This window comes from Magnetospirillum aberrantis SpK (genome assembly GCF_011022235.1).
Lineage (GTDB): Bacteria > Pseudomonadota > Alphaproteobacteria > Rhodospirillales > Magnetospirillaceae > Magnetospirillum > Magnetospirillum aberrantis.
This window is the reverse complement of sequence record NZ_JAAIYP010000026.1, coordinates 1-12,006: the sequence shown is the minus strand read 5'-3', so window position 1 is coordinate 12,006 and position 12,006 is coordinate 1. Positions and strand designations below refer to the sequence as shown.

At 64.7% G+C, this 12,006-nt stretch carries 13 protein-coding genes; 7 read left to right on the top strand and 6 right to left on the bottom strand.

Translation table 11 applies throughout. The features are described 5' to 3' along the window. The first annotated feature begins 2 nt into the window (after window positions 1–2). The 3 genes from G4223_RS03860 to G4223_RS03850 all read left to right on the top strand — a co-directional run bounded on the left by G4223_RS03860 (window position 3) and on the right by G4223_RS03850 (window position 1,880). Window positions 3–1,151 (top strand): pyridoxal phosphate-dependent aminotransferase, encoded by a 1,149-nt coding sequence (locus tag G4223_RS03860; protein ID WP_163675254.1) that lies wholly within the window; start codon window positions 3–5, stop codon window positions 1,149–1,151. 95 nt (window positions 1,152–1,246) lie between these two features. After that, window positions 1,247–1,573, top strand: a complete 327-nt coding sequence (locus tag G4223_RS03855) for a hypothetical protein (RefSeq protein ID WP_163675251.1) — start codon at window positions 1,247–1,249, stop codon at window positions 1,571–1,573. Between the two features lie 64 nt (window positions 1,574–1,637). Continuing rightward, on the top strand, window positions 1,638–1,880 hold the full coding sequence (locus G4223_RS03850; protein ID WP_163675249.1) for a hypothetical protein: 243 nt from the start codon (window positions 1,638–1,640) through the stop codon (window positions 1,878–1,880). Between the two features lie 57 nt (window positions 1,881–1,937). Here the strand turns inward: G4223_RS03850 and G4223_RS03845 are convergent, their stop codons facing one another. The 3 genes from G4223_RS03845 to G4223_RS03835 are packed head-to-tail and all read right to left on the bottom strand — an operon-like array spanning window position 1,938 to window position 5,042. Further along, window positions 1,938–3,065: an acyl-CoA dehydrogenase family protein gene (locus G4223_RS03845; RefSeq protein WP_163675246.1), complete on the bottom strand. Its 1,128-nt coding sequence runs from the start codon at window positions 3,063–3,065 to the stop codon at window positions 1,938–1,940. A gap of 2 nt (window positions 3,066–3,067) precedes the next feature. Further along, a complete protein-coding gene (locus G4223_RS03840; RefSeq protein ID WP_163675243.1) occupies window positions 3,068–4,261 on the bottom strand; it encodes an acetyl-CoA C-acyltransferase in 1,194 nt (397 codons plus the stop codon). A gap of 13 nt (window positions 4,262–4,274) precedes the next feature. After that, window positions 4,275–5,042: an SDR family NAD(P)-dependent oxidoreductase gene (locus G4223_RS03835; RefSeq protein ID WP_163675242.1), complete on the bottom strand. Its 768-nt coding sequence runs from the start codon at window positions 5,040–5,042 to the stop codon at window positions 4,275–4,277. Between the two features lie 174 nt (window positions 5,043–5,216). On the opposite strand from G4223_RS03835, the gene G4223_RS03830 reads away from it, so the two are divergent. After that, window positions 5,217–6,245 (top strand): AraC family transcriptional regulator, encoded by a 1,029-nt coding sequence (locus G4223_RS03830; protein WP_163675240.1) that lies wholly within the window; start codon window positions 5,217–5,219, stop codon window positions 6,243–6,245. On the opposite strand, the gene G4223_RS03825 is transcribed toward G4223_RS03830, so the two are convergent. From G4223_RS03825 to G4223_RS03815, 3 genes are read right to left on the bottom strand one after another with little or no spacing between them, the layout of a single operon-like run. Next, complete coding sequence (locus G4223_RS03825) at window positions 6,229–6,699, bottom strand: PaaI family thioesterase (RefSeq protein ID WP_163675238.1); 471 nt, start codon at window positions 6,697–6,699, stop codon at window positions 6,229–6,231. The two genes, G4223_RS03830 and G4223_RS03825, sit on opposite strands and share 17 nt — an antisense overlap. Window positions 6,700–6,704: 5 nt before the next feature. Further along, the gene (locus G4223_RS03820; protein WP_338086807.1) at window positions 6,705–7,412 is read right to left on the bottom strand and encodes a nitroreductase; all 708 of its coding nucleotides are present in this window, start codon (window positions 7,410–7,412) and stop codon (window positions 6,705–6,707) included. 15 nt (window positions 7,413–7,427) lie between these two features. Then, window positions 7,428–9,218 carry an acyl-CoA dehydrogenase gene (locus G4223_RS03815; RefSeq protein ID WP_163675237.1) on the bottom strand — a complete coding sequence of 597 codons (1,791 nt, stop codon included), beginning with the start codon at window positions 9,216–9,218 and terminating at the stop codon, window positions 7,428–7,430. A gap of 316 nt (window positions 9,219–9,534) precedes the next feature. On the opposite strand from G4223_RS03815, the gene G4223_RS03810 reads away from it, so the two are divergent. The 3 genes from G4223_RS03810 to G4223_RS03800 form a co-directional block, all read left to right on the top strand. Beyond that, the gene (locus G4223_RS03810) at window positions 9,535–9,840 is read left to right on the top strand and encodes a DUF485 domain-containing protein (RefSeq protein WP_163675236.1); all 306 of its coding nucleotides are present in this window, start codon (window positions 9,535–9,537) and stop codon (window positions 9,838–9,840) included. Then, complete coding sequence (locus G4223_RS03805; protein ID WP_163675234.1) at window positions 9,840–11,507, top strand: cation acetate symporter; 1,668 nt, start codon at window positions 9,840–9,842, stop codon at window positions 11,505–11,507. The genes G4223_RS03810 and G4223_RS03805 overlap by 1 nt, the downstream gene beginning before the upstream one ends. A 305-nt stretch (window positions 11,508–11,812) precedes the next feature. Then, a partial coding sequence (locus tag G4223_RS03800; RefSeq protein ID WP_163675232.1) for an NAD(P)/FAD-dependent oxidoreductase occupies window positions 11,813–12,006 on the top strand: 194 nt, incomplete at its 3' end.

Genomic DNA, 12,006 nt, shown 5'->3' with positions numbered 1-12,006 from the left:
TCATGGAGTTCAAGGTCGCCACGCGTGGCGCCATCGCCCCGTTTATCGTCATGGACGTGATGCGGGCCGCCAACGAACGCGCGGCCCAGGGCGGCGACGTTATCCATCTCGAGGTCGGCCAGCCTTCGGGGCAAGCGCCGACCCGTGTGCTGGCAGCGGCGCGGAACGCGCTTGACGGGCATGGTCTTGGCTATACCGAGGCGTTGGGCCTGCCGCAATTGCGTGAACGCATCGCCGGGCATTATCGTCACGCCTACGGCGTCGCCGTCGATCCGCAGAACGTCGCGGTGACCACGGGATCGTCCGGGGCCTTTCTGCTGGCGTTCCTGGCGGCCTTCGACGTCGGTGACCGGGTGGCGGTGGCGGCGCCCGGTTATCCCGCCTATCGCAACATCCTTGAAGCCCTGGGGATCGAGGTGGTGGCGGTGCCGGTGGGTGCCGCCTCGCGCTGGCAATTGACCGTCGAAGTTCTGGAACAGGTCGAGGGCCGTCTTGACGGGGTGGTGGTGGCCAGTCCCAGCAACCCCACCGGTTCCATGCTGTCGGCGCACGAGGTGGCGGAACTGGCGGCGTGGTGCGAACTCAAGGGCATCCGTCTGGTGTCCGACGAGATCTATCATGGCATCACCTATGGCGCGCCGGCCGGAACGGCGGCGGGGGCGGGCGGCCATGCGCTCATCGTCAACAGCTTCTCCAAATATTACGCCATGACCGGTTGGCGGCTGGGCTGGATGGTGGTGCCGCCCGACCTGTTGCGGGCGGTGGAGTGTCTGGCGCAGAACCTGTTCATCTCGCCGCCGACCTTGTCGCAGATCGCCGCCCAGGCGGTGTTCGACTGTGTCGAGGAACTGGATTCCCGTGTCGCCATCTACCGTGCCAACCGCGACGTTTTGCTGAACGAGTTGCCCAAGGCCGGATTCACCCGGCTGGCTCCGTCCGACGGCGCTTTCTACCTTTATGCCGACGTCGCCGAACTGACCAACGACAGCGCGGAATTCTGCCGTCGGATGCTGACGGAAACTGGGGTGGCGTGCACGCCGGGTATGGATTTCGATCCCTATCAGGGACATCGGACCTTGCGCTTTTCCTTTGCCGGCGCCACCGACGACATGGTCACGGCGGCGCGGCGGTTGCAGGAGTGGCGGCGCTAGAAAAGCCAGGGTCACTAGTGCTATGCTGAGGCATGGTTGACGTATCGGCATCCTCGGCAAATGGTCGCGTTGCCTCTCCGTCCAGCGTGGCGGAGGTGCTGACCGCGGCTGCGCGCAAATCCTCCAAAACCGCCACCAGCGAAAGTGGCGGCCGGACGGTCAGCGACAGCGTGGATTTGTCCGACATCGCCAAGATGGCCGCCGATTTCAAGGAAAGCGGCGACGTCGATCAACTGACCGCGTCGTTGAAACAGGCGCGTCAGATCACCGACAATTTCGTGGCACAGTTCAAGTCGGAAAAAACCGATTCGAGTTCGACCACGGATTTCGGGACGGCCTTGAACGAGGAGGTGACAGCCATCCTCAGGGAAGGCAAGCCGGCCAGCATCATCGACCGGATGGTCAAGCGTCTGTTCGGGTGAGCGTTTTCGCTTTCAGGCTGTGGTTCTGGAGCCTGTGCGTAATTTGTGATACCCTATGAAGGCTATGGATATATCGCCGCTCCAACATCCCGATGGAGTGAACGCGGCGAGCGCTCTGGAAAATCTGGCGCACCGCCTCGTCGCCGTCCATCATCGCAAGACGCCCGTCGAACTGGACGGGCGGCGGGTGGAAGACGTCGTTGATATCCCCTTGTTCAGCGATGGCGAATTCGGCCTGGACAAGCCTGAGGCTCCGGCTGAATCCTCGAGTTTCCTCGACCGGATCAAACATTTCTTCCAAAGCTGATCCCGGCAACGGTCGCCGCTCTTTCGAAAGAGCGGCGACCGTGCGTTCAGGTAACTTTTACAGCGAGCGGGCGATCAGCATGCGCTGGATTTCGCTGGCGCCCTCATAGATCTGGCAGACGCGGACATCGCGGTAGATGCGCTCCACCGGGAAATCCTTGAGATAGCCGTACCCGCCCAACACCTGGATGGCGCCCGAGGCCACGCGCTCGGCCATTTCGGAAGCGAACAGCTTGGCTTGCGACGCCTCGGTCAGGCAGGGCAGGCCGGCGTCGCGCAGGTCGGCGGCATGCAACACCATGAGCCGGGCGGCGGCCACCTGGGTCGCCATGTCGGCCAGCTTTTGGGCGATGGCCTGATGCTCGATCAGCGGCTGACCAAAGGTCACCCGCTCCTTGGCGTAGGCGGCGGCGGCCTCCAACGCGGCGCGGGCCATGCCGACGCATTGCGAGGCAATGCCGATACGGCCGCCTTCAAGGTTGCTGAGCGCGATCTTGTAGCCCTGGCCTTCCTCGCCCAGCCTCAGGCCGGCCGGGATGCGCATGTCCTCGAACACCACCTGGGCGGTGTCCGAGGCGTGCTGGCCCATCTTCTCCTCGATGCGGGCGACGCTGAAACCGGGGGTGTCGGTGGGGACGATGAAGCCGGTGATGCCCTTTTTGCCGGCGGCCGGGTCGGTGACGGCGAACACCACCAGCACCTGGGCCGACTTGCCCGAGGTGACGAACTGCTTGGTGCCGTTCAGGATGTAGTCGTCGCCGTCACGCACCGCGCGGACCTTGAGCGACGAGGCGTCGGAACCGGCATGCGGTTCGGTCAGGGCGAAACCGCCCAGCCATTCGCCCGACGCCATCTTGGGCAGGAAGCGGGCTTTCTGATCCTCGGTGCCGAACTTGAAGATGGGCATGCAGGCGACGGAATTGTGCACGCTCATCACCGTGGACAGGGCGCCGCAGCCGGCGGCGACCTCTTCCAGGGCCATGGCGTAGGCGACATGGCCGGTATAGCTGCCGCCCAGTTCCTCGGGCAGCAGCATGCCAAGGAAACCCAGTTCCGCCATCTCGGCCACCGCGCCGCGCGGGAAGGTGGCCTCGCGGTCCCATTTCTCGGCGTTGGGGGCCAGCCGCTCGCGGGCGAAGGCCCGCGCGGTGTCGCGGATCAGGCTCTGTTCTTCGGTCGGGATCATGGCTACAGCATCTCCACGGCCATGGCGGTGGCTTCGCCGCCGCCGATGCACAAGCTGGCCACGCCCTTCTTGCCGCCGTATTGCTTCAGCGCCGCCAACAGGGTCACCAGGATACGCGCGCCCGAGGCGCCGATGGGATGGCCCAGCGCGCAAGCGCCGCCGTGCACGTTGACCTTGGCCTCGTCGAGCGCCAGATCCTTGATGGCGGCCATGGCGACCACGGCGAAGGCTTCGTTGATCTCGTACAGATCGACCTGATCCTTGTTCCAGCCGGCCTTGGCCAGAACCTTCTGCACGGCGCCGATGGGGGCGGTGGCGAACAGGTTGGGTTCGTGCGCGTGGGTCGAATGGGCGCGGATGGCGGCGATCGGGGTCAGGCCCAGCTTCCGGGCGGTGGACAGCCGCATCAGGGTCAGCGCGGCGGCGCCGTCCGAGATGGAGGACGAATTGGCCGGAGTCACCGTTCCCCCCTCGCGGAAGGCGGGCTTGAGCGTCGGAATCTTGTCCGGGTTGGCCTTGGGCGGCTGTTCGTCGCTGTCCACCACGCGCTCGCTCTTGCCAGCCTTGACGGTGACCGGGGTGATCTCGGACTTGAACCACCCCTCGGTGATGGCCTTTTGCGCGCGGGTCAGCGACAGGATGGCCCAGCGGTCCTGCTCCTCGCGGGTGAAGCCATAGGATTGGGCGCAATCCTCGGCGAAGGTGCCCATCAGGCGGCCCTTGTCGTAGGCGTCCTCAAGGCCGTCCAGGAACATGTGGTCCATGATCTTGCCATGGCCCAGGCGGAAGCCGCCGCGCGCCTTTTCCAGCAGATAGGGGGCGTTGGTCATGCTTTCCATGCCGCCCGCCACCATGATGTCGTTGGTGCCGGCCAACAGCAGGTCATGGGCCAGCATGGCGGCCTTCATGCCCGAGCCGCACATCTTGTTGACGGTGGTGCATCCGGCCGACAGCGGCAGGCCGGCGCCCAGGCTGGCCTGGCGGGCCGGGGCCTGGCCCTGGCCGGCGGGCAGCACGCAGCCCATGATCACTTCCTCGATCTGTTCCGGCTTGAGGCCGGAACGTTCGACGGCGGCCTTGATGGCGGCGGCGCCGAGGCGGGTGGCGCTCACGTCCTTGAAGTCGCCCTGAAGACCGCCCATGGCGGTCCGGGCGGCGCCGACGATGACGACGGGATCGGTGTTGGTATTGGTCATGGATGGGACTCCCTTACTTCGCGGCCATGCGCACGGCGCCATCCAGACGGATGACCTCGCCGTTCAGCATGGTGTTGTCGAGAATGGCGCGACACAGGTCGGCGAATTCCGACGGCACGCCCAGACGGGGCGGGAAGGGCACCAGCTTGCCCAAGCTGTCCTGCACTTCCTGTGGCATGGCCTGGACCATGGGGGTGGCGAAGATGCCGGGCGCGATGGTCATGATGCGGATGCCGAAGCGCGCCAACTCGCGGGCGATGGGCAGCGTCATGCCGACGATTCCGCCCTTGGAGGCGGCATAGGCGGCCTGGCCGATCTGTCCGTCCATGGCGGCGATCGAGGCGGTGTTGATGATGACGCCGCGCTCGCCCTTGTCGTTGGCTTCACCCTTGCTCATGGCGGTGGCGGCCAGACGGATCATGTTGAAGGTGCCGACCAGGTTGATGGTCACGGTGCGGGAGAAGGTGGAAAGCGCGTGCGGCCCGTCGCGGCCCACCACCTTTTCGCCGGGGCAGATGCCGGCGCAGTTGATCAGGCCGTTGAGCCGGCCGAAAGTCGCGACCGCGAAGTCGACGCAGGCCGAGGCCGAGGCTTCGTCGGCCACGTCGGTCTTGCAGAACGCGGCCGAGGCGCCCAGTTCGGCGGCCGTGGCGGCGCCGGTGGCTTCGTTGACGTCGGCCAGGACCACCTTGCCGCCATTGTCCACGATCATGCGGGCCGCCGCGGCGCCCAGACCCGAACCGCCACCGGTGACGATGAAGACGTTGTCCTTGATCAGCATCGCGTTTCGCTCTCCAGCAAATGGGGTTTTGCGCGAAGCCTATAGCGGCGGCGGCGGCCAAGCGATGTCGCGAGCGCTCAAAATTCCTGACAGATTTTGCCGCTTGCGCTAGTGTGCCTGGAACCAGGATAAACGCGCCCCCAACATAACAAGAGGCGCGTCATCGGGAAGAGTATGGAAAAAGGAACAATTTCGATCCTGTTCGTGGAGGCCGTTCTCGATGGTCTTCGCCGCAAGGGATTCGACTCCGACGAGTTGCTGGAACAGATCGGGCTTTCGCCCAGCCTGTTGAATCTTCCCCATGCGCGGGTGTCGTCCGACGCCTATACCATGCTGTTGCGCCTGATCGCCCAGGTGCTGGACGACGAGTTCTTCGGCCAGGATTCGCGGCGCATGAAGGTCGGCAGCTTCGCCATGATGTGTCATGCGGTGGTCCATTGCCGGACCCTGGAAAGGGCGCTGAAGCGGGTTCTGCGCTTTTTCGACCTGGCCTTGGACGACCTGCGCGGCACGTTGTGTCGTGACGGCGACGGCATGGCGCTTTTGACGCTGAAGGACGCCGAAGGGGTCGTGCCGCATGTCTTTGCCCACGAAACCTATCTGATGTTCGTGCACCGTCTGGCGTGTTGGCTGGTCAACCGCCGCATTCCCCTGCAATGGGCGGCGTTCCGTTACGCGGAACCGCCGCAGGCGTTGAGCGAATACCCGCTGATGTTCACGTCCGAGCTGAGCTTCGGCCAGGACCACACCGCGGTCGCCTTCGACGTCAAATATCTTGACCTGCCGGTGGTGCGGACCGCGCAATCGCTCAAGGAATTCCTGTCGGTTGCGCCCGAGAATTTGTTGGTCCAATACAAGGACAGCAATTCGCTGGCGTCCCAGATTCAACGCCGGCTGCGCGACTTGCCCCCGGCCGATTGGCCGGGATTCGACCAGATCGCCGACGACATGCGCACCTCGGCTTCGACGCTGCGTCGCCGCATGGAGGCGGAAGGGCAATCCTATCAGGCGATCAAGGACCATCTGCGCCGCGACATGGCGATCACGCTGTTGTCGGATTCGACCATGAGCGTGATGGACATCGCCGCTGAACTGGGTTTCGCCGAAACCAGCGCTTTCCACCGTGCCTTCAAGAAATGGACGGGGGCCAATCCCGGCGAATACCGCCGCAGCGTGTGCGTGCCGGCTAAAGCTGCGTTTTGATCATTTCCACCAGTTCGGGCGGCAGCCGGCGATAGCGGAAGGTGCCGTCGCCGGTGGCCACCAGCTTGCCGGCCTCGTCACGGATTTCGGCATAGGTGAAGAAGATCGACTTGCCGCCGCCCTGGGCGTGGGATTGGGCGATCAGGGTGCCGGAATGGGCCGGGCTGATGAACTTGGTGTTCAGCGCCACGGTGAAACAGCCGACCGGGTCGGCCCCTTCCTCGGCATGGATGCCGGAAAATCCCGACACGGTGTCCAACAGGGTCAGCAGCACGCCGCCGTGGACATAGCCGAAACCATTGGCGTGTTCCGGGCGGATGTCCAGGCGGATGCGGGCGAAGTCTTTCCGCCATTCCTCCATGGACATCCCCACCAGCGAACTGAAGTTCTGGACCGGCGCGATCCAGTCGGCGGCACCGGACAGGTGCTTGAGGACGATTTCGCGCACGGCCATGGCAACTACTCCCAGTCGAAGGTGGCAAAGCTGGATACCGGTTCGCGCTCGGTCTCCAGCTTGTTTTCCGGCGCGTCAGGGTCTTCGTACCCAAGAGCGACGCCACAGGCAATCACTTGGCTGTCGGGAATACCAAGGTCTTCGTGGATAATCCGATGGTATTTGCTGAACGCCTGTTGCGGACAGCTATGCAGGCCAAAGCCGCGCGCCGCCAGCAAGATGGACTGCAAGAAGGTGCCCAGGTCGAACCAGGAACCGGTGTTCATGGCCTTGTCGATGGTGACGAACAGGCCGACGGGGGCGTCGAAGAACAGGTAGTTGCGGCCGAACTGGTGTTTCATGCGCTCGGAATCGCCCTTGCCGATGCCAAGCAGGGCATAAAGGTCGCGCCCCAGCTTGCGCCGGCGCGAGATATAGGGCTCGACCCATTCGCCGGGATAATAGGGATATTCCTCGTCATATCCCGGCGCGTCGGCGTCATGGGCGGCCATGATCTTGCCGGTCAGCCGCTTGAGCGGCGCGCCCGACAGCACCCACACCCGCCACGGCTGGATGTTGGTGCCGCTGGGGGCGCGGGCGGCCAGGGCCAGGATGCGTTCAACCGTCGCCCGATCCACCGGATCGGGCAGGAAGGCGCGGACGGCGCGGCGGCTGGCCATGGCCTCGAACACGTCGCATCGGGCCTTGGTGTCGGTGAGGTCCTGATGGGTCACGGCTTTTCCCCCTTTTTACAACTGGTCGGCGGGAACGGTCATCACCGCGTCGGCGCCACGGGTGATCGAGGCCAGGAAGGCCGGAGCCTGCGGCAGGACGTGCTCGGCGTAGAACCAGGCGGTGTTGAGCTTGGCCTCGAAGAAGTCCAGGTCGCCTTCGCCGGCATCCAGCCGGGCCCGCGCGACCTTGGCGGCACGAGCCATCTGATAGCCGCCCAGCACCACCCCCATCAGCTTGAGCAACGGCACGGCGGCGGCGGCGGGCAGGCGGGGGTCCTGGGGCGCGGCGGACAAAATCCATTCCACCGCGTCGGCGGCGGCGCGGCGGCCCTCGGCCAGTTCGGTGCCGATGGCCTTGAGCCGGGAATCGGACGCGGCGGCCAGTTCGTCGGCCAGCGCGGCCAGTTCGTCCAGGACCAGCTTGGCCGTGGCCCCCTTGTCGCGCAGGATTTTGCGGTTGACCAGATCATTGGCCTGGATGGCGGTGGTGCCTTCGTAGATGGCGGTGATGCGGGCGTCGCGCAAATGCTGGGCGGCGCCGGTTTCCTCCACATAGCCCATGCCGCCATGGACCTGGACGCCCAGGGACGCCATGTCGAAACCGGTCTCGGTGGACCAGCCCTTGACCACCGGGTTCAGGAACTCGGCCAGACGGAACGATTGGGCGCGCTTGTCCGCGTCGGGTTCGGCGTGGGCCTTGTCCAGTTCGGCCGCTTCCACATAGGCCAGTGCGCGCATGGCCTCGACATTGGCCTTGATGGTCATGAGCATGCGGCGCACGTCCGCATGGTCGACGATGGGGGTGACGGCCGCCGCGCCGGCCGGCTTGCCCTGCACACGCTCGCGGGCATAGGCGCGGGCCTGCTGATAGGCGCGTTCGGCGATGCCCAGGCCCTGGACGCCGACGTTCAGGCGGGCATGGTTCATCATCACGAACATGTATTCCAGGCCGCGGTTTTCCTGGCCGACCAGGAAGCCGGTGGCGCCGCCATTGTCGCCGAAGCTCATGACGCAGGTGGGGCTGGCGTGGATGCCCAGCTTGTGTTCCAGGGACACGGCGGCGACGTCGTTGCGCGCGCCCAAGGTTCCATCGGCGCTCACCATGAATTTGGGCACGATGAACAGCGAGATGCCCTTGACGCCGGGCGGCGCGTCGGGAAGGCGGGCCAGCACCAGATGGATGATGTTTTCCGCCAGTTCATGGTCGCCATAGGTGATGAAAATCTTCTGGCCGCTGATCAGGTAGCTGCCGTCGGCCTGGGGCACCGCCTTGGTGCGGATGGCGCCCAGGTCGGACCCGGCCGAGGATTCGGTCAGATTCATGGTGCCGGCCCATTCGCCGGTCACCAGCTTGGGCAGGTAGACGGCCTTTTGCTCCTCGGACGCGCATTCAAGGATGGCATGCACCGCGCCTTGCGTCAGCATCGGGCACAGGGTGAAGGCCATGTTGGCCGCCTGCCACATCTCGGCCACCGCCACGTTGACCACGCCCGGCAGCCCCATGCCGCCCCATTCGGCGGGGAAGGGCAGGCCGGTCCAGTTGCCCTCGACCATGGTACGGAAGGCGCCTTCCCAGCCCTCGGGCAGGGCGACCTTGCCGTCCACCAGCTTGGCGCCCTGGCGGTCGCCCACGGCGTTCAATGGTGCCAGTACCTCCGCGGCGATGCGGCCGGCCTCTTCCAGCACGGAATGGACCAGTTCGCGGCTGGCCTCCTCGTATCCGGGCAGCGCCGCGACCTCGTCCAGACCGGCCAGTTCGGCCAGCACGAATTCCATGTCGCGGATGTTGGGAGAGAAGGCGGTCATGGGCGCTTGCTCCTTGGCAGACCTGTGGATATTGCCCCCAGGCTAGCGGCGGCCGAGCGGCGGCGGCAATGTCCAGAGCGCTCAACGGCGTGGTGGGAAAAGCCACGGGAAAATACTTATTCATGTATTCTTGAAGGAATGAAAGTTGAAAATGCAAGTGTGGCAAAAACAATCACGGTATCTGAGTGGGAGAGGCATCGTTCGAAAGAATAGGCTCGTCTAGGATCGGCCTCCATGATCGGAGCTTCATGCCCCGAGATTAGGGAAAGCGGCGCTCAGGGGGAAACTGAAGGGCCGCAAAAGCAAAGGAGGCTGAATGTCCAAGCTGACTTATGAGCGCATTCGCGCCAATCCCAAGTTCAAGGAATTGGTGACGAAGCGGACCCGCATGTCGTGGCTGTTCGCCGCGGTGGTGCTGGGCGCCTATTACGGCTTCGTCTCGCTGGTGGCGTTCGCGCCGCAGGTCCTGCACATGCCGTTGTCGTCGGGCCGGACCACCTGGGGCGTCGTCCTCGGGTTCGGCATCGTCGTGCTGTCGTGGGTGTTGACCGCGCTTTACGTGCGTCGGGCCAACACCCAGCTCGACACCCTGAACAACGAAATCCTGCGGGAGTCGCTGTGATGAACCGTCTGATCGCCGCTCTCGCCGTTCCCGCCTTGCTGGCGGCCAACGCGGCCTATGCCGGCCCCGCCGTAGGCGAGGTGCAAAAGCAAGCCATGAACATTCCCGCCATCGCCATGTTCCTGGCCATCGTGGCGGTGACGTTGGGCATCACCTATTGGGCCGCCACCCGCACCCGTTCGGCGGCCGACTTCTACACCGCCGGCGGTGGCATCACCGGCTGGCAGAACGGTCTGGCCATCGCTGGCGACTACATGTCGGCGGCCACCTTGCTGGGCCTGTCGTCCATGGTCTACTTCAAGGGCTTCGACGGCTTCGTCTACACCATCGGCTTCTTCGTCGGCTGGCCGATCATCCTGTTCCTGATGGCGGAACGCCTGCGCAACCTCGGTAAGTTCACCTTCGCCGACATCGCGTCCTATCGCCTGGATCAGACCAAGATCCGCACCTTCGCGGCCGTCGGCTCGCTGACCGTGTGCGTGTTCTACCTGATCATCCAGATGGTCGGCGCCGGCCAGTTGATCCAGCTTCTGTTCGGCCTCGACTACATCTACGCGGTGATCATCGTCGGCGCGCTGATGATGATCTACGTGACCTTCGGCGGCATGCTGGCCACCACCTGGGTCCAGATCATCAAGGCCTGCCTGTTGCTGGGCGGCGGCACGCTGTTGCTGTATCTGGCGTTCGCCCAGTTCGACTTCAGCTTCGAGACCATGGCCGACCGCGCCATCTCGGTGCACAAGGACGGTCTCAAGATCATGGGACCCGGCACCTTGCTGTCCGACCCGGTTTCCGCCGTGTCGCTGTCGCTGGGTCTGATGTTCGGCACCGCCGGCTTGCCGCACATCCTGATGCGCTTCTTTACCGTGGCCGACGCCAAGGCGGCGCGCAAGTCGGTGCTCTACGCCACCGGCGTCATCGGCTACTTCTTCATGGTGGTGTGCATCCTGGGTCTGGCCGCGGTCACCATCGTCGGCACCGATCCTTCCTACTTCGAAGGCGGCGTGGTCGGCGGCAAGCTGATCGGCGGCAACAACATGCCGGTCATGCACCTGGCCAAGGCGTTGGGTGGCGACGTCATGTTGGGCTTCTTGTCGGCGGTGGCCTTCGCCACCATCCTCGCCGTGGTGGCGGGTCTGGTGCTGGCCGGCGCCTCGGCCATCTCGCATGATCTGTTCGCCAACGTCATCATGAAGGGCAAGGCCTCGGAACGTGCCGAAGTGCGTGCTTCCAAGATCGCCTCGATGACCCTTGGTACCATCGCCGTCCTGCTGGCCGTATTGTTCGAAAAGCAGAATCTGGTGTTCATGGTCGGTCTGACCTTCGGCGTGGCGGCTTCGGCCAACTTCCCGGTGCTGTTCCTGTCCATGTTCTGGAAGGGGCTGACCACCCGTGGCGCGTTGCTGGGCGGTCTTACCGGCCTGACCACCGCCGTGGTTCTGGTGATCCTGGGGCCGGCGGTGTGGAAGACCGTGCTGGGCCATGCCCAGGCGCTGTTCCCCTATGACCAGCCGGCGCTGTTCTCCATGCCGGCGGCGTTCCTGATGGCCTTCGTGGTGTCCAAGCTGGACAGCAGCGTCGGCGCAGCCAAGGAACGTGAAATCTTCGACGACCAGTTCGTCCGGGCCCAGACCGGCCTGGGCGCCGAGGGTGCGGCTTCGCACTGACCGGTCGCCGGGGTTTGTTGGAAATCGGCCAGGCGGGGCGACCCGCCTGGCCTTTTTTCGTGAGCGTTTCACCGATGTTGCAAATTCCGGCGTGCATTTTGAGTGATGGCGACATTTATCCCCGCCCTCGGCTGGCCTAACGTTGGGGTCGTTGGCTGCGGTCCTTCCATCGCAGCGGCGTTTCCTGGTTAAGCGGCCCTCCTAAGCCCTGAGGCCGCACCTTGGAGAGGGCGGGCTTTCCCGAATGGCAATCTGGCCCGCCCTCTTCCTTTTTTCCTGAACTGGAACATCGGAAGGTCCCGGCCATGAACGACGCCCGCGAAAGCATGGAATTCGACGTAGTTGTTGTTGGCGGGGGTCCTTCGGGTCTGTCGTCGGCGATCCGTCTGAAACAGCTTTGCCCGGATCTTTCGGTTTGCGTCCTGGAAAAGGGGTCCGAGATCGGGGCGCACATTTTGTCGGGGGCGATTTTCGAGCCGCACGCACTGGCCGAGCTGTT